General features: G+C 62.8%; 14 protein-coding genes. 4 read left to right on the forward strand and 10 right to left on the reverse strand.

What is annotated here, in order from left to right:
- Positions 1–74 precede the first annotated feature (74 nt).
- Positions 75–1,451: an MFS transporter gene (locus tag ACBG85_RS10335; protein WP_003940819.1), complete on the forward strand. Its 1,377-nt coding sequence runs from the start codon at positions 75–77 to the stop codon at positions 1,449–1,451.
- On the forward strand, positions 1,448–2,191 hold the full coding sequence (locus tag ACBG85_RS10340; RefSeq protein WP_064688928.1) for a 3-hydroxybutyrate dehydrogenase: 744 nt from the start codon (positions 1,448–1,450) through the stop codon (positions 2,189–2,191). The genes ACBG85_RS10335 and ACBG85_RS10340 overlap by 4 nt, the downstream gene beginning before the upstream one ends.
- Before the next feature lie 36 nt (positions 2,192–2,227).
- On the opposite strand, the gene ACBG85_RS10345 is transcribed toward ACBG85_RS10340, so the two are convergent.
- From ACBG85_RS10345 to ACBG85_RS10365, 5 genes are all read right to left on the reverse strand, one after another.
- A complete protein-coding gene (locus ACBG85_RS10345) occupies positions 2,228–3,112 on the reverse strand; it encodes an aldo/keto reductase (protein WP_064689003.1) in 885 nt (294 codons plus the stop codon).
- 86 nt (positions 3,113–3,198) lie between these two features.
- Entirely contained in the window at positions 3,199–4,122 is a 924-nt protein-coding gene (locus ACBG85_RS10350; protein ID WP_030535049.1) for a hypothetical protein, read from the reverse strand.
- A complete protein-coding gene (locus tag ACBG85_RS10355) occupies positions 4,112–4,585 on the reverse strand; it encodes a hypothetical protein (RefSeq protein WP_054781860.1) in 474 nt (157 codons plus the stop codon). The genes ACBG85_RS10350 and ACBG85_RS10355 overlap by 11 nt, the downstream gene beginning before the upstream one ends.
- Positions 4,586–4,909: 324 nt before the next feature.
- Positions 4,910–5,446: a hypothetical protein gene (locus ACBG85_RS10360; RefSeq protein ID WP_003940745.1), complete on the reverse strand. Its 537-nt coding sequence runs from the start codon at positions 5,444–5,446 to the stop codon at positions 4,910–4,912.
- 17 nt (positions 5,447–5,463) lie between these two features.
- Positions 5,464–6,405, reverse strand: a complete 942-nt coding sequence (locus ACBG85_RS10365) for an oxygenase MpaB family protein (RefSeq protein ID WP_312637517.1) — start codon at positions 6,403–6,405, stop codon at positions 5,464–5,466.
- An 87-nt stretch (positions 6,406–6,492) separates the two neighbouring features.
- Here ACBG85_RS10365 and ACBG85_RS10370 point away from each other — a divergent pair, with 87 nt between their 5' ends.
- Entirely contained in the window at positions 6,493–7,062 is a 570-nt protein-coding gene (locus ACBG85_RS10370; protein ID WP_218695222.1) for a TetR/AcrR family transcriptional regulator, read from the forward strand.
- Here ACBG85_RS10370 and ACBG85_RS10375 read toward each other — a convergent pair.
- Both ACBG85_RS10375 and ACBG85_RS10380 read right to left on the reverse strand, forming a co-directional pair.
- Positions 7,049–7,840, reverse strand: a complete 792-nt coding sequence (locus ACBG85_RS10375; RefSeq protein ID WP_030535047.1) for a DNA-formamidopyrimidine glycosylase family protein — start codon at positions 7,838–7,840, stop codon at positions 7,049–7,051. The two genes, ACBG85_RS10370 and ACBG85_RS10375, sit on opposite strands and share 14 nt — an antisense overlap.
- Positions 7,841–7,903: 63 nt before the next feature.
- Entirely contained in the window at positions 7,904–12,451 is a 4,548-nt protein-coding gene (locus ACBG85_RS10380) for an ATP-dependent helicase (protein ID WP_063316753.1), read from the reverse strand.
- 106 nt (positions 12,452–12,557) lie between these two features.
- Between ACBG85_RS10380 and ACBG85_RS10385 the strand changes: the two genes are divergently transcribed.
- Positions 12,558–13,889 carry an anaerobic C4-dicarboxylate transporter family protein gene (locus tag ACBG85_RS10385; RefSeq protein ID WP_372027409.1) on the forward strand — a complete coding sequence of 444 codons (1,332 nt, stop codon included), beginning with the start codon at positions 12,558–12,560 and terminating at the stop codon, positions 13,887–13,889.
- Between the two features lie 38 nt (positions 13,890–13,927).
- Here ACBG85_RS10385 and ACBG85_RS10390 read toward each other — a convergent pair whose 3' ends face one another.
- Genes ACBG85_RS10390 through ACBG85_RS10400 form a run of 3 tightly spaced genes read right to left on the reverse strand, consistent with a single transcriptional unit; the run spans position 13,928 to position 16,677 of the window.
- Positions 13,928–15,019: an N-formylglutamate amidohydrolase gene (locus ACBG85_RS10390; protein WP_003940896.1), complete on the reverse strand. Its 1,092-nt coding sequence runs from the start codon at positions 15,017–15,019 to the stop codon at positions 13,928–13,930.
- 34 nt (positions 15,020–15,053) lie between these two features.
- Positions 15,054–16,058 (reverse strand): acyl-CoA dehydrogenase family protein, encoded by a 1,005-nt coding sequence (locus ACBG85_RS10395; RefSeq protein ID WP_372027411.1) that lies wholly within the window; start codon positions 16,056–16,058, stop codon positions 15,054–15,056.
- A 55-nt stretch (positions 16,059–16,113) separates the two neighbouring features.
- Positions 16,114–16,677, reverse strand: coding sequence for a helix-turn-helix domain-containing protein (locus tag ACBG85_RS10400; protein ID WP_007727247.1), 564 nt, complete (start codon positions 16,675–16,677; stop codon positions 16,114–16,116).
- Positions 16,678–16,785: the final 108 nt, after the last annotated feature.

Below are 16,785 nucleotides of genomic sequence, written 5' to 3' on the forward strand. Positions count from 1 at the left end.
AAAAATGTGCGAGCGGTCACATTCCTGATCGTGAAGAGCAGGCGAATCGCGAACTGAAGACGAGGGAGTCCACGATGAGTGTCGACAACATGCCGAAACCCGAGAGCCAAGCCCCACCATCGGGGCTGAAGAAGGTGGTCGGCGCCTCGATGGCGGGCACCGTGGTCGAGTGGTACGAGTTCTTTCTGTACGGCACGGCGGCCACTCTGGTCTTCAGCAAAGTCTTCTTTCCTGGCGGCGGCAACGAGCTGGATGCGATCATCGCGGCTTTCATCACCTACGCCGTCGGATTCGCCGCCCGGCCACTCGGCGGAATCGTCTTCGGATATTTCGGAGACAAGTTCGGCCGGAAGCAGTTGTTGCAGTTCAGTTTGCTGCTGGTCGGCGCCGCAACGTTCTTGATGGGCTGCCTACCGACCTACGGTCAGATCGGCTACTGGGCGCCGGCACTGCTGGTCACGCTGCGCTTCATCCAAGGATTTGCTGTCGGCGGCGAATGGGGAGGGGCGGTACTCCTTGTCGCCGAGCACAGCCCGAATCGATCTCGCGGGTTCTGGTCGTCCTGGCCTCAGGCCGGCGTACCGATGGGCAACCTGGTGGCCACTGTCGTGCTGTTGATCCTGACGTCGACGCTCTCGGACGAATCCTTCATGAGTTGGGGCTGGCGCGTTGCCTTCTGGCTCTCCGCGGTGATCGTTCTGGTCGGGTACTACGTTCGGACCAAGGTCACCGACGCTCCCATTTTCATTGCGGCGCAGAAGGAAGCAGAACTGGTCAAGGCAACCTCGTACAGCGTTTTCGAGGTGGTCAAGCGTTACCCGCGCGGAGTGTTGACCGCGATGGGCCTGCGTTTCGCCGAAAACGTCATGTACTACCTTGTGGTGACATTCTCGATCACCTACCTCAAGGTCGTCGTTCATGCGGACACGGCGCACATCCTCTGGTGGATGCTGATGGCACATGCCGTGCACTTCGCAGTGATTCCGTTGGTAGGCAAACTGTCCGACACGATCGGTCGACGCCCGGTGTACATGATCGGCGCCGTCACCGCCGGAACATGGGGATTCTTCGCCTTTCCGATGATGAACAGCGGGCACAATGCAGTCATCTTGTCGGCAATCATCATCGGGCTTGTGTTCCACGCGTTCATGTACGCCGGCCAACCCGCGATCATGGCCGAGATGTTCCCGACCCGGATGCGCTATTCCGGTGTCTCCCTGGGATATCAGGTCACGTCGATTGTGGCAGGTTCACTTGCTCCGATCATCGCGACCGGACTGCTGAGCAAGTTCGACTCCTCGGTCCCCATCGCGATCTATCTCCTGCTGGCATCCCTGGTCACTATCGTCGCAGTCGTTTTCGCGCGGGAGACCAAGGGAATCTCGCTCGAGTCCGTCGATGCTGCCGACGCACGAGTGCTCGCCGACGAGCGGGCCGGTGTTTCCGCATGACGCTCTCCGGCAAAACGGCACTGGTCACCGGTGGTGCCAGCGGTATCGGCGAGGCGTGTGCTCGACTCCTTGCCGCCCGCGGCGCCCACGTCACCGTCGCTGATCTCGACGACGTCGCCGCGAAGGCGCTGGCCGACGAGATCGACGGCACTGCGTTGGCCGTCGATCTCCTCGACACCGACCAACTCGTGGATCTGGCACTCGAGACGGACGTACTTGTCAACAACGCCGGCATTCAACGGGTCAGTCCCATCGAGGATTTCGACGTCGAGGACTTCCGGAAGATTCAACGCCTCATGGTCGAAGCGCCGTTCCTCCTGGTCAGAGCGGCCCTGCCGTACATGTACCGCAAAGGATTCGGGCGCATCGTCAACATTTCCTCGGTCCACGGGCTCCGCGCTTCGGCATTCAAGAGTGCGTACGTCACGGCAAAGCACGGACTCGAAGGCCTGTCGAAAGTTGTTGCGCTCGAGGGTGCCCCACACGGTGTCACCAGTAACTGTGTCAATCCGGGCTACGTCCTGACACCACTCGTGCGATCCCAGATCTCCGACCAGGCAAAGGTTCACGGAATCAGTGAATCCGAGGTTGTCGAGAAGGTGATGCTCACCGAGAGCGCGATCAAACGGATGGTCGAGCCCGCGGAAGTGGCATCGCTGGTGGGGTGGCTGGCATCGACCGAGGCGTCGATGGTGACGGGGGCTTCGTACACCATCGACGGCGGGTGGAGCGCCAGCTAGATCACTGGGGCTGCTGTGTTGTTCAAGCTGCCGGGTTCAGGCTTCGGGAATCTCGATTCCGAACTTCTCGCGGGTGATGACCTCGGGTTCGGGACCGCCGCGAACTCCGGTGTCGAGTGCGTCGATTGCGGAGAGTTCTTCGGCGGTGAGTTCGAAGTCGAACACGTCGAAGTTCTCCGCGATCCGCGAGGGAGTCACCGACTTGGGGATCACCTGGCGGCCCTGCTGGAGGTGCCAACGCAGCATCACCTGTGCAGGCGACTTGCCGTGAGCGGTCGCGATGGCGCCGATGGTGGCGTCCTCGAGGGTCGAGCCGTGGGAGCCGTCGCGGTAGAACGTGATTCCGCCGATCGGTGACCATGCCTGAGACAGAATCCCGTGATCGGCGTCGGCCTCGAGCAAAGTCGACTGCCTGAAGTACGGATGAACCTCGATCTGGTTGACCGCCGGCACCACGGACGTTGCGTCCAGGAGTCGGGTGAGGTGATCCGGCATGAAGTTACTGACTCCGATGGCGCGGACCTTGCCGTCGGCCAGAAGCGTTTCCAACGCCCTGTACGCGTCGATCGTGCGCTCGAACTCGCTCGGCAACGCCTGATGGAGGATCAGGAGGTCGAGTTGTTCGACACCGAGTTTGCCTGCGCTCTTGTCGAAGGCATGCAGAGTCTCGTCGTATCCGTAGTCGGTGATCCAGACCTTCGTCTCGACGAAGATGTCCGCGCGATCGAGTCCGGATCGCCGGATCGCCTCACCGACTCCCTTCTCGTTGCCGTAGGCCGCGGCAGTGTCGATATGGCGATAACCCGTCGACAGCGCGGACTCGACGGCGGCGAGTGTTTCGTCCGGCGGCGTCTGGTACACGCCGAAACCGAGCGCGGGGATGTCGACGCCGTTGTTCAGTTTCAGACTCGGGATGCTCATGTCGTCCACGGTAGCGGCGGCCGGGGGTTCGGCGGGAGTGACTGCTCAGCCGGGTAACGGCAGTACCTCCCTCGACCGGCAGTACTTCAGCTCGGTTGGCAGGTGCCGCCGATGGGTAAAGCCTGCGCTCGTTCGCCTACCCAGCGGCCGATGTCGCTGAGCATCGCAGTACCGTCGGCGAAAGTGCCCGAGTCCGGCTTGGCTGCGATGGCGACAGCGAGTTGTCCGGTGCCGCTGCTGATGATCCCGAATTGGCGGACCAGATAGCCGCCGTCGTCGTCCGGCCCCCACCCACCTTTGAATCGAGCGGCTGGGATCACTCCCAGGCCCCACTGTTGGTCGGGGCTGATGCTGCCCATGAGCCCGAAGACTTCGGTGGCGTCGCTCCGGCATGGCAGGGTGGCGGCGAATTGCGCTTGGACGGCAAGTGGCCATTGTGTTTGACCGAACGAGCTGAATTCTGGTCTTAGCGTGCGTGATTCCACGGTGGTGGACATATCGCCGGAGGCCACGAGGACTGACTCGACCTTCGCTGCGGCAGTGGTCGGATCGCCGAGGCCTCGCCACAGTTCTTCGGCTGATTCGTTGTCGGAGGTGGTGATCGCCTGCTTGACCGTTGTGAGTTCTGTGTTGTCGGGTTCGTGGAGGGCTGCGATGGACAGTGGGACTTTGATGGTGGACCAGGCGACTCCGTTCTGCCACTCGCCGGCAACGAGTGACTGACCTCCGCCGACGGGCACGAGTGCGATACCCACGGCGCCGCCGAGGGTGTTGCCCAGGGCCTCGAATCCGGCGAGCGGGCCGACACCGTTGCCCGGGGCGGCAGGAGTCTCTGTCGGCTCCGGTGGAACGACGACGATTTCGGTGATCGTCTCGACCTTCTCCGACGACTCGTCTCGCGTCGGAATCGTGCAGCCCGCGAGGGCTGCTGCAGAAGCAGTGGCGAGTGCAACCGCCAGGAGTCGTCGGCGCGTCCCGCTACGAGCCTCGACGCACTGCTCAATAGACATAGACCACCGCGTTGTTTCCGCCGGTACACGTGACGACTTTGTTGCCGGCGCAGTTCATCGAGTACCGAGTTCCCGTGACCGGACTGACCGCGCTGATGGAGACCGGGCCGCCGCGTCGACCCTGGCTCACGTACTGGTAGCGCACTTCTTCGGCGAACTCACAGGACGTCACGCTGGTGCCGACGGCGGACGTCGTGAATTCGTTGTTCGAGAACACCGATCCACAACGCGCTGCGCTGCCAGGGACCGACTCGTTGGGCGCGGGTGTGACGACGCCGTTCTGCGGCGCGGCCGCAGGTGAGGTGATCACCACGGTTTCCGTGCGTGCGGTGTTCTCGTCGGAATTGTCGTTCAAGACGAGAGGGAGAACCCATACGTAGACCACGACGGCGACGAGTGCGACTGTGACAACTCCCAGTAGGACCCACAGCCATGCATACGATTTCGGCGGGCGGGGAGGCATCGGCGAATATCCAGTGCCTTGACCGTATGGGGGCCGGGGCGGGGTGTAAGCAGGCTGATGTCCCGAGTACGGAGCCTGACCGGGTGTGATGCCCGGCGGCGGAGGAGGGGGCGGAGGGAGAGGTGTCGTGTGGTTGGAGTCGTTGTTCCAGGGATACGGCGACTGTGGTGTTGTCATTGCGGGCTGCTCCTCTGCCTACTTGATAGAAGTGGGCCGAGTTAGTCGTCGATCACCGCACATCGAAATTACCGATTGTCAGGTTTCTGCGAATTGCCCGTCTTAGTTATATACGACCGGTCTGACTTCTTTTGCACTTGTGGCTCGTCAATGAGTGAGCACTATCTTCAAGCCGACTATGAGGGTGGCGACGGCAGCGAGGCCGAAGGCTGCCAGATGTGTGTTCGTACTGACTTTCTCGCCGTGCAGTCGGCTGATCACGTAACTGGTGGAACCGATCCGCAGGATCAAGACGATTTCCGCGATCAACTGCGCCGTCCGTGGCTCCAGGAAGTTGAACCACGCCGTCGCGAGAATGACGACAGGAACAACCGCAGAGGTGAGGATCGGGACGGAATCGCGAAGCGAGTCGATTCTCTCCGCGGTCGTCAGTCGGCGATCGTTGCGAATGCTCTCGCCGACGCCCTCGGCAAATGTGTGGGCAATGTATGTCGACAATGCCGTGCCGACCACAATCGCGGCGCCGAGCGATTCCTGAGATTTCGTCACCGGTATGAGTGCGGCGAGGACAAGAATGTTGCCGTAGATGTACGCGGTGGTCCTCGCGGCCACACGTTCTTGTCCCAGCGGCGCACCGTGAGACGTGATCGGACGGTTCAGCAGGGTTCGCAGGTCCCACTCCATGTTCAGAGCATGGCAGATCAGACCCTGGGGCTGTAGTGCATCGGGTTATCTCGCTGCTCGAGCGGGGGCAGGTTGCGCGCCGGTGTGTGGACCAGTGGTGCATCGGCGGGGATTCGGCCGTCAGCTCGATCCCATCCCGCGCGAGCACGTGGCTGATACCGGTATCGCCACGGCACCAGACGGAAGACGGCGTTGACGGTGCGGCCGACAGCGTTGTGAATTTTCTGATCGCGACTGGTCCACGAGTAGCCGAGTAGGTCTCGAACCGGTTGGTCGTACATTCCGACCGTCAGCCACACGAATCCGCGGGCGAGGGGGATTCGGACGAGCCGCCACAACGGATCGGGTAGCCACGTCATGTACGGGGGCTTGCCGAGTCCCGACAGGTCGAGGACGTCGCGGGTCGCCTTGTTGTCTTCGAGTACGTTGCGGCACATGTGGTCCCAGTACTCCTGAAATGCTTCCCAGGTCTCGGGAACAGGGCGCATGCTCATCCCGTACAGGCGGTACCACTGAATGTGCTCGGTGAAGAGCTGACGTTTCTGGGCCTCGGTCAAGCCACCGGAGAAGTTCTCGGCAGTGACGATGGTGCCCATGAAGAATGTTGCGTGCGCCCAGTAGAAAGTGTCGGGATCAAGTGCGTGATACCGACGCCCCAACTTGTCGACGCCCTTGATTCGTGTGTGATAGCCGCGGACTTCTTCGGCTGTCTGCTGCGCGCGATCGCCGTCGAAGACCACGCCTGCAATGGGATACAGCGAGCGGTACAGCCGTTCCCACCGCTCGTCGAAGAATTGCGAATGCTCCTCGACTCCGGCGCCGAGGCCGGGGTGCATGTTCTGCATCGAACCGGCCCAGACGCCTTGCAGCATCCCGCGCCAGTCGCCGAAATACTTCCACGTCAGGGAATCCGGACCGAGGGGAACCGGGGTGCTGCTGTCGTCAAGTTGACTACGCATGTTGTCAGATTAGGATCGACAACAGCGGTAGTCAAGGATCGAATACCGGGTGCATTGAAGATCAAGTGTCGGCGAAGTGGGGAAGTTGTGAGCATCGAAGAACGCAGGGCCACTCGAAAGGCGACGTTGTTCGACGTCGGAGTGACACTGCTCGGTGCGGTCGACGGTCCGGCCGTCAATGTGCGAGCGGTCTGCAAGGCCGCTGGTCTGACCGAGCGGTACTTCTACGAGAGCTTCACCGATCGCGATCAGTACGTTGTCGCGGTCCACACGTTTGTCGCCGAGCGCGCGCAGTCGGCGCTCGCCACAGCAGTGGAGTCCGAGACGACATCCGAGGCAGTCGCCACCGCTGCGGTCGACGCTTTCGTCAAGCTGATGGTCGACGACCCGGCAATGGGGCGAGTGCTTCTGATCGCTCCGCTCTCGGAACCCGTCCTGAGCGGCCGCGGTATCGAATCGATGCCGGCGTTCGTCGACCTGGTGTACGACCAGTTGTCCGAGATTGCTGATCCCGTGGACAAGCAGCTGGTGGCAGTCGGACTGGTCGGGGCGTTGTTCACACTGTTCATCGGTTATCTGGACGGCACGATCGTCGTGGACCGTGATCGATTTGTCCGCCACTGCGTCAGGCTGCTGATCAACGCTAACCAGGCGTGAAGGGCTGGCAGGCCGGGCAGAAGAAGATATTTCGCTCGGTGAGCTGATCCGGTCCGAGGGTGTCTTCTCTGATGCGGGTTCCGCAACGGCGGCACGGTTTTCCGCGCCTGCCGTACACCCATGTCTGCCTACCTGGACGGGTGTCGCCGGTCGTGACCCGGATGCGACGCGACTTGTTGACGTTGATGGTGCGAAAAGACAGATCCACTATCGCGTCGAGATTCCCCGCGAGATGTGTCGGCGTTTTCGGGTGAATACCTCGTAGGAAGCAGATCTCGTTTCGGTACACGTTGCCCAGTCCGGCCATCACCCGCTGATCCAGGAGCGCGATTCCGATCGGTACGGAGTCGGCGGCCCGAAGATTTCGGGCGGCCACGGAACTGTCCCAATCGGTCCCGAGCAGATCCGGTCCGAGATGTCCGACGGCCTCCTGTTCCTGCCCGAGTTCGAGGATCTCGGTGATTCCCAGTGAAAAGCCAACTGCTACAGAGTCTTCGGTGGCCAAGATGATGCGCGCTTGATGAGCGGGTCGGCGCCAGCGCTCGCCGGGGCGATAAATCTGCCACTGACCTTCCATCTTCAGATGCGTGTGAATGGACGCTTCGCCCACTCGGATCAGGAGATGTTTTCCGCGGCTGGCGACGGAATCCACGCGGTGGCCCGAGAGATCGACGGTGGCGTAACGAGGAACGCGGACGTCGCAGGTGGTGAGTACCTTCTCGGCCAGGGCAGCGCGCAGTTCATTGGCGGCCCGCCACACGGTATCGCCCTCAGGCATGGTCGCCGCACCCACACTTCAGGATCTCAACTTCCACGATCTCAATCATCATGACCCCAATCCTCATGACCGCAACCGGAATCCGCGAGGGGTGGCCGCGAAGCCGGCTTCGACCAGGACCGGAGCAAAATCGTTGCCGTGGATGGTCTCTCCGTCGACCTTCTCCACTACCAACTTGTCGATGGCGCGAGAAGTCACCTTCTGAGCAAGTGACAGTGCTGCCAGGCGCAACGTTCCGCCGTCGTCGGTGAATGTCAGGATCGTGCGACCGCCGCGCTCGACGAACAGAACCAACTCACCCTCCACCAGAACTACCAGTGCGCCGGCTTTTCGTCCGGGTCGGTGTCCTGGTGACTCTTCGCCCCCCGACGCCGGCCACGGCAGCGCCGCGCCGTACGGGTTTGCCGGGTCGCACGCCGCGAGAGTGACTGCAGCCGAGGAGGTGTGGCGCCCCTCGATGGAATCACCGAACGTCCGCAAGCGGTCCACCACGGGAGGCGTCGAGAATTGAGCGCCGCCCAGGGTGTCCACGAAGTATCCGCGTCGAGCGCGCCCGTTGTCCTCGAACGTGCTCAGTACCTTGTAGATCAACGCGAAACCGCCCGGCACGTTCTCGCTCATCACCGAACCGCGGGTGACGACGCCGTATCGTTCGAGCAGCAGATCAGCCGTGGCGTGCGCCCGGATAGTGGGGTCAGGTTCGATACCTGGCAGCTGGAACCACCGACCGGAGGCAGTTGCCGGTCCCGTGCGCGCGGGCGTGGAAGCGCGGGCCATTCCGCGGTACGGACGGGCCCGCGGAACACGGCGAGGTGATCGGTGACTGGTTGTTGTTCTGGTGGTGTCGGAGAGAAGTGCGCGCAGCGGCGCAACGGTGTCGTTACCGATGTGTCCGAGCCACACCAACTCCCACAGTGCCGTTGTCACCGCACTGTCGACCGTGTCCGCAGCCGACTCCGTAGTTCGCAACGCGTCGACCAACTGGCGGAAGAAGTAGGCACCGCCGCCGGACAGCAGGTCGAGGATGCGCTTCTGCAATTCCGAGACGTCGGTGTCGGCGGGCGAATTGAGCGTGATCGGTGCCAGGTCGGCGGGGTGCAGCACTACCCACCCGTCTTTGCCCGAGATAGCTCCCGATCCGGACCACAGGACTTCACCCGTCGACGTGAGTTCGTCCAACATCGCGGGAGAGTAGTCGGCAACTCGGCTCGGCAGGATCAACGATTCGAGAGCGGACGCCGGAATCGGAACGCCGGCAAGTTGATCGACCACCGTTGCAACACCGTCGATTCCTCGCAGCGTGCCGCCCACGTGCTGCCAACTGGGAAGGAATCGCCCGAGGGTCGCGGTGCTGACCGGCTCGACCTCCTGCCGTGCCGCGGCGAGCGAGCGACGCCGCAAGCGACGCAGGACCTCGGCGTCGCACCATTCGCTCCCGGTTGCAGACGGGCGGAATTCACCTTCCAGGACCCGCTTTTCGAGCGCGAGCCGACCGAGAACGTCACGCGCGACTGATACTCCGAGACCGAAGCGTGCAGCCGCGTCGGCGAGAGTGAAGGGACCGTGGGTGCGGGCGTACCGGCTCAGGAGGTCGTCGAGTGGTTGATCGACCGGCTCGATGAACGCGGCCGGAACGCCGATGGGTAGGGGAACGCCGAGTCCATCGCGAAGCCGCGCTGCATCTTCGACGACGGTCCACCAGCTCTCGCCCGCATACGAGACGTGGAGGGCGCGTTTGTCCGTAACCAACTTCTCGAGCCATGAGACCGGGTCCTCGAGACAGCGTTCGGTGACTTCTTCGGTGGTCAGCGGGCCGAGCATGCGGAGGAGATCGGCAACACCCTCGAGGTCCTTGGCCTTTCGGTCAGGGACGAGCCGTTGCAGTTCACGTTCGGCCTGCTCGATCACTCCGGCGTCGAGGAGCTCGCGCAGTTCGACGCGGCCGAGGAGTTCGGCCAACAGCGTGGAGTCCAAGGACAAAGCGGCGGCGCGTCGCTCGGCGAGGGGGCTGTCGCCCTCGTACATGAACGCACCCACGTAGTTGAACAGGAGCGCACTGGCGAACGGAGACGGAGAGGCCGTCTCCACCTCGACGATTCGAATCTGCCTTTTCTCGATCTTGCCGAACAATTCCTTCAGTGCAGGCAGGTCGTAAACGTCCTGCAAGCACTCGCGTACGGTCTCGAGCAGGATCGGGAAGGTCGGGAACTTGCGGGCGACGTCCAGCAGTTGCGCCGACCGCTGACGCTGCTGCCACAGCGGTGCACGTTTTCCGGGATTGCGGCGGGGGAGAAGCAGTGCGCGGGCGGCACATTCGCGGAATCGGGAAGCGAAGAGCGCGGAGCCGCCCACCTCTTGGGTGACCAGATCTTCGATGTCCTCGACGTCGAAGGCGAACAGTTCGGCGCCGGGAGGTTCGTTCTCGGTGTCGGGGAGTCGGATGATGATGCCGTCGTCGGAGGCCGTCGGGCTGGAATCGACGCCGTATCGTTCCTGCAGGCGCGCCCCGATGGCGAGGGCCCACGGTGCGTGAACCCGTTGGCCGTACGGGGAATGCAGCACCAGACGCCAGTCACCGAGTTCGTCGCGGAAGCGTTCAACCACCAGGGTTCGATCCGACGGCACCTGCCCGGTGGCATTTTTCTGCTCACCGACGAGTTGGATCAGATTGGTTGTGGCGTTGTGATCGAGCCCGCCCACGCGGCAACGCTCGACGACGTCGGCTTCGTTGCCGAGAGCCGTTTCGCGGACGAACTGCCCCAACGCCTGTCCGAGTTCGGCGGGGCGACCGAGTCCGTCGCCGTGCCAGAAGGGCAAACGACCCGGCATGCCGTAGGCGGGGCTGACCAGAACCCGATCGAAGGTGATCTCCTCGATCCGCCAACTGGTGGCGCCGAGCGCGAAGACGTCGCCGACCCGGGATTCGTAGACCATTTCCTCGTCGAGTTCGCCGACGCGGGACGCTTTCTCGCCAACCATGTAGACGGTGAAGAGGCCGCGGTCGGGGATTGCGCCGCCGGAAGTGACGGCCAAACGCTGCGAACCCGGGCGGCCCGTGAGCGTGTTGGACTCACGATCCCAGACAAGGCGAGGACGTAATTCGGCGAACTCGTCCGAGGGGTACCGCCCCGCCAGCAAGTCCAGAGTCGATTCGTACGCCGAACGGGGAAGCGTTGCAAAGGAACCGCTTCGGCGCACGGTCTCGAACCAGTCGTCGACGTCGATCGGTTCGAGAGCGGTGGCCGCAACAGTTTGCTGAGCGAGGATGTCGAGGGGATTGGCCGGAACGGCCATCGCTTCGATCTTGCCTTCGACCATGCGCTCGACCGTCACCGCGCAATGAATCAGGTCGGTGCGATGCTTGGGGAAGACGACGCCTCGCGATATCTCACCGACCTGGTGGCCGGCGCGGCCGACACGTTGCAGGCCGCTGGCAACCGAAGGCGGTGCCTCCACCTGGATGACCAAGTCGACGGCGCCCATGTCGATTCCGAGTTCGAGACTGCTGGTGGCGACGACGCATCGCAATCGACCCGATTTGAGGTCGTCTTCGATGAGGGCTCGCTGGTCTTTGCTGACCGATCCGTGGTGGGCGCGAGCAAGGAGGGGTTCTGCGCCGTAGTTGACCTCGGTGGGAGCCCCGATCTGCGCGGGCGGGCGAGATGTTTTCTCGACGGCCAGACCGATGCGTTCTGCATGAATCTCGTTGAGCCTGGCTGTCAATCGTTCGGCGAGGCGGCGAGAGTTGGCGAACACGATGGACGATCGGTGGTCGAGAACGAGGTCGACGATCTGTTCCTCGACGTGGGGCCAGATCGAACCGGCTTGCGGGGTGGGAGATTCGGAACCGTCGTCCGGCGTCGCGATCCCCAGTTCGGTCATGTCCTCGACGGGAACACGGACCGTGAGGTCGAAGGTCTTGGCGGCAGGCGGTGCCACGATCCGGATGGGTGCCGAACCGGCGAGGAACCGCCCGATCTCCTCGTGCGGACGGACAGTGGCCGACAATCCGATGCGTTGCGCCGGACGCTCGAGCAAGCCGTCCAGGCGTTCCAGTGAGAGCGCGAGGTGAGAGCCGCGCTTGGTGCCCGCCACCGCGTGAACCTCGTCGACGATCACGGTGTCGACACCGACCAGTGTTTCCCGGGCAGCGGAGGTGAGCATCAGGAACAACGACTCAGGCGTGGTGATCAGGATGTCCGGGGGTCGTTTGATCAACGAGCGCCGATCGGCCTGGGACGTATCACCGGAACGGACACCGACGGTGATCTCGGGCGGAGTGAGGCCTAGACGCTTCGCCGTCTGCGTGATGCCGACCAGCGGCGCGCGAAGGTTCCGCTCGACGTCCACACCCAGCGCTTTGAGCGGCGAAATGTAGAGGACTTTGGTGGCGCGTTCGCCTTCGTCCTTGGCGGCGAGTTGATCGAGGGCCCACAGGAACGCCGACAATGTCTTGCCGGAGCCGGTGGGCGCGACGACAAGTGTGTGAGAGCCACTCGCGATGGATTCCCAGGCGCCGAGCTGCGCAGCAGTCGGAGCGCTGAAAGCGCCGCCGAACCACTCGCGTGTGGCGGGCGAGAACCTACCGAGGACGTTGGTCACGACCACCATATTGCCCCTTCCCACCGACAGCGTGTTCGTGCCTGCAGCCGAAGCGCAGAGCATACTATTTGCCCTGTTATAGCGATTCTCTTGTTATCGAGAAGGCGAGTGCCTGATGGAAGCAGTCAAGATTGTCCTCGAGCTGGCGGTAGTGCTCGGGGCGATTGTCATGGGTACCAGATCGAGCGGTGTCGCTCTCGGTCTGTGGGGCGGCGCAGGTGTTGCCGTCCTCGTGTTCGTCTTCGGAGAGGACGTCGGCAGTCCTCCGGTCGACGCTCTCCTCATCGTCCTGTCCGTCGTCCTCGCGTCGTCGATGATGCAGGCGGCCGGAGGTATCGACTGGATGGTCACCATCGCGGCCAAGTTGATCGAATCTCGCCCGAAACAGATCACGCTGATCGCGCCGTTGGTGTCATTCCTGTTCTCGGTCGGTGCCGGCACGTCCAACATCCTCTACCCGCTGCTCCCCGTCATCTACGACGTCTCGTACAAGAACGGTGTGCGGCCGTCACGACCGCTGTCGCTGTCAGTTGTCTCGACCGGTGTGGCGCTGGCGTGTAGTCCGGTGTCCGCGGCAATGGCGGCAATGGTCACGCTGACCGACGTGCCGCCCTACGATTTCGAACTCATCGACATCATCAAGATCACCTTCCCGGCTGCTGTTGTCGGCATCGTCCTTTCCTCCATCGCGGTCAACCGACTCGGCAAAGATCTCGACGACGACCCGGAGATACAGGCGAAGATGAAGTCGGGCGAATTGGCCGGACCTGGTGCAGCCTCCAAGACCGAACTCGACTCGACGAAGACCGGACGAAACGCGGCACTGATCTTCCTCGCCGGCGTCCTGGCTATCGTGATCTTCGGCCTGTTCAAGGGGATTCGTCCCGAAGCTGCCGACGGTACTCCGATGGGGATGACACCGATCATCGAAATGCTGATGTTCGTCGTGGGTACGTTGATCCTGCTGGTGTGCCGCCCGAATGTCGCCGACGTGCCGTCGTCGACGGTGTTCCGTGCCGGTATGGTCTCGGCCATCGCGCTGTTCGGTCTGGCATGGCTGACGGACACGTTCATCAGCGCCCATTCCGAGCTGATCACGAGCACCGTCGGCGACTGGGTCAACGCCGCGCCGTGGATCTTCGCGCTCGGTGTCTTCCTGGTCTGTGTACTGACGACCAGTCAGTCGACCGCTACGAGGACCATCGTGCCGATCGGTCTCGCTGCCGGGATTGCACCCGGTCTGGTGAGCGGAATGTGGGCCGGAGCGTTTGCCGGCGTCTATCTGTTGCCGACAAACGGTTCGCAGATCGCGGCTGCGAACTTCGACCTCTCGGGCAGCACGAAGCTCGGTTCCAAGCTCGTCGACCACTCGTTCTTCCTGCCGACCATCATCTTGGCCGTCACGACGATTGCGGCCGGCGCGTTGTTCGGAGTGGTGCTCGGTTGAGTATTGCGGCTGAGTCAGCCCTGAGTAACAGCGCTGAGTCAGCTGTTGCGGTAGTGGTCCCAGCTCGCCTTGCACGCGTGGGCGAGTTGGTCCACCCGCTCGGCATCGGGTGTCGGCCAGTCGACGCCGGGTTCCATGATGTAGGCGGCCAGTTCGTCTCCCAGTAGGAATTCTCGTTTGAATTCGGCCTGAACCGCGCTCAACGTGATCCCGGCTTCGGCGGCGCGGGCGCTCAATTCGGCGAATCTCGCTCCGGCTCGGATGATTTCGAAACTGCCGAGGTACGGCTGATTGAGAGCGACCGCATCCGGATCGTCGACCTGAAATCCCTTGCGATGTGAGACCGCAAGTGTGCGGATGAGCTCCGGATCCATCGTCACGGGATTGTCGCCGCGTCGATTACCGTCGTGATCGCCACGATTGGAGAGTGCGACGACGTCGGGGAGTCGATCTGCTTCCGGCCGTTCGACATTGACGGCGCCGTCCCGCCGGGTGGTGTGGTTCATCGTGTCGTGGAACGACAACGTCGTGAACGATCGACCGAGTTCGAAGCTCTTCTCCACCATGGCTTCGATCAGTGTGTCGCGAGTTCTTTCGTAGACACCCAAACCGTGTTCGGCTGTCTCGGTGAAGGTCTCGGCGAGGTTCTTCCAGCCCGCGTCGTCGGTCGGCTCGAGCAGCAGGGGGTAGAACGAGAAGGTGACAGGGCGAACTGCGTCGACGCCGGTGAGGTCTGCTTTGTTGCCGGCACCGGCCTTGTGGACGCGGGCGAATGCTTCGCGCAGTGACGCTTCCAGGTTTTCGGGCTTCGCACGGTTGGGATCGCGAATCATGCGAGGGTGCGGATTCTCCACGTACACGATGCGCGAATCGATTTCGGCCCAACGGCGCACGATGGGACTGGTGGACATGTCGGTGAAGTCGAACTGCAGCCGCTGTGTGAACTCGGGTGCGAGAAAACGTGAGAGTTCTGCTGGAATCGCGGAACCCGAGTGTGGGCAACTGACAAGAAGGTCGGCTTCGGCGATGGCGTCGTCGAGACTGCGGGAGTCGCGATCGGCATAGAACGTCAGGTCCTCCGGCGTGAACACGGTTCCGGCCGGGATGAGTACTGGTTCTCCACTGGTCATGAGCCCCAGCGTAATCGAGTACAACCGTGCGTACTCAGTATCCGCTGAGTCGTTCCACGAGAGCTGTTTTGATCTCCGGGCGACCAGCCGCGACAAGAGTGAAGGTGGCTTCACGCATGAGCCGCTCGGGGGTGTTGCAGCCGACCAGAGCGCGGCTTCCGGTCGCAGTCACGAGTGCGGCCGACGCGCGTATCGCAAGTTCCGACGCTCGGGCGCGGGCGGCCGACATGTCGCCGCCGTCGCGCAGTGCTGCATCGAGATCGGCGCGCGCCCGGGTGGCTTGTTCCTCGAACGCGTCGGTGTCGACTCCCAGATCCGCAAGTTCGGTGACAGCGCGGCGGGTGATGCCCATGGCCATCGCGCCGTTGAGCCACAAGCCGGGGAGCTGGGTGCTCTGGAATTGTTCGTCGCTGACGACAGCACAGACGTCGGTATCGGGAATTTCGAAAGCGTCGAACACGATTCGGACGGTGTTGCTCCCGCGCGCCGCGATCAGTGGAAGCTCCTCGATCGTCAGACCCGGGGCCTCGCCCACCGGTACGACGGAATGAACGATGGAATTGTCGAACTCGTCGCGCGCCGACACCAAGAGAACATCGACGATGCCCCAACCGGTGACGAAGGGGGCGATCCCGTCGAGGACGTAGCCGTCGTTCACCCGCTTCGCCCACAGGAGCGGTGGGCGGGGGATGGCGCCGGCATAGGCAACCCCACCGCGAATCGTGCCGGAAACCAGACCGTCCCAGTATTGTTCGCGCAGAGGTGCATTGGGACTCGCCGCCAGGGCTCCGACGACGCCGTGATGCTGCATCCAGGTGAACGTCGTCGCGAGGCAACCGCCGCACAAGGTTTCGAGGACCTCGACCAGTTCTTCGCTGCTGGGGCCACCCTCACCGAGGGCGGCGATGCCGTAGAAGCCGTCGGCGGCGAGCGCGTCGAAATGGCTGCTGGGGATTTCTCCGTCGGCGTCGACGCTGTCGGCGACGGGAAACAGAACGGTATCGGCGATTTCGCGCGCAAGTTCCGGCCACATGGTCACGCTGTCAGGGTAAGCCGTGAGCGGGGGGTTGTGGTGTGGAACTACAGCCGCGCATCTAGAACGAGGGCGGCGAACTCACGATGAGGAACCTCGCGACCGCATCGGTGCGATTGAACCACCGGTGCGGGATGGTCGAGGTGTAGAGGAGGGTGTCGCCTACGTGAAGAACGTGATGCTCGTCCAGTCCCACCTCGACCTCGACAGATCCTTCGAGAACATGAATGAACTCTTCGCCGGCGTGCTCGGTGTGCTCACCTGCCTCGGAATGAGGTGCTGCCGTGATCTCGTTGGGTTCCATGGTCCGTGAGCCGGTGGAGCAGAATCGAATCACCGAATCGTGTGCCAGTTCGAAGGTTCGCCCCTCGCCGGCGCGGACGAGGCTGGACGGAGTTCGCTCACCCTGTGCCAAGAGTGCGTGCGCCGTGGTGCCGAGCGATTGCGCGAGGCGATGAAGGTTCATGACACTGGGTACTGCGTGGCCGTTTTCGGTCTGGCTCAGGAAGGGCTGGGACAAGCCCGACTTCACGGCAACCTCGCGCAACGTCAGTCCGGCTTCTTTTCGCGCAGTCCGCACGGCGGCCCCGATTGCGGTCGCTATCGCCTTCTGGTCGTCGTCCATGTGCCGAAGATAGCAGTGCTCTGGTGAAAGTTTTGATTACACAGACGAAACAAATTCGACCACGGTAAGAAATTATCGACGTGCTGAATAGTCCCGTACACGAAACAC

It is taken from the genome of Rhodococcus sp. NyZ502 (assembly GCF_041464245.1).
Taxonomy (GTDB): Bacteria; Actinomycetota; Actinomycetes; order Mycobacteriales; family Mycobacteriaceae; genus Rhodococcus_F; species Rhodococcus_F qingshengii.

Bases quoted from the DNA above. Each gene is read 5' to 3' on its own strand.
- ACBG85_RS10335 (WP_003940819.1), top strand. From the start codon at position 75: ATGAGTGTCGACAACATGCCGAAACCCGAGAGCCAAGCCCCACCATCG.
- ACBG85_RS10340 (WP_064688928.1), top strand. From the start codon at position 1,448: ATGACGCTCTCCGGCAAAACGGCACTGGTCACCGGTGGTGCCAGCGGT.
- ACBG85_RS10345 (WP_064689003.1), bottom strand. From the start codon at position 3,112: ATGAGCATCCCGAGTCTGAAACTGAACAACGGCGTCGACATCCCCGCG.
- ACBG85_RS10350 (WP_030535049.1), bottom strand. From the start codon at position 4,122: ATGTCTATTGAGCAGTGCGTCGAGGCTCGTAGCGGGACGCGCCGACGA.
- ACBG85_RS10355 (WP_054781860.1), bottom strand. From the start codon at position 4,585: ATGCCTCCCCGCCCGCCGAAATCGTATGCATGGCTGTGGGTCCTACTG.
- ACBG85_RS10360 (WP_003940745.1), bottom strand. From the start codon at position 5,446: ATGGAGTGGGACCTGCGAACCCTGCTGAACCGTCCGATCACGTCTCAC.
- ACBG85_RS10365 (WP_312637517.1), bottom strand. From the start codon at position 6,405: ATGCGTAGTCAACTTGACGACAGCAGCACCCCGGTTCCCCTCGGTCCG.
- ACBG85_RS10375 (WP_030535047.1), bottom strand. From the start codon at position 7,840: ATGCCTGAGGGCGATACCGTGTGGCGGGCCGCCAATGAACTGCGCGCT.
- ACBG85_RS10380 (WP_063316753.1), bottom strand. From the start codon at position 12,451: ATGGTGGTCGTGACCAACGTCCTCGGTAGGTTCTCGCCCGCCACACGC.
- ACBG85_RS10385 (WP_372027409.1), top strand. From the start codon at position 12,558: ATGGAAGCAGTCAAGATTGTCCTCGAGCTGGCGGTAGTGCTCGGGGCG.
- ACBG85_RS10390 (WP_003940896.1), bottom strand. From the start codon at position 15,019: ATGACCAGTGGAGAACCAGTACTCATCCCGGCCGGAACCGTGTTCACG.
- ACBG85_RS10400 (WP_007727247.1), bottom strand. From the start codon at position 16,677: ATGGACGACGACCAGAAGGCGATAGCGACCGCAATCGGGGCCGCCGTG.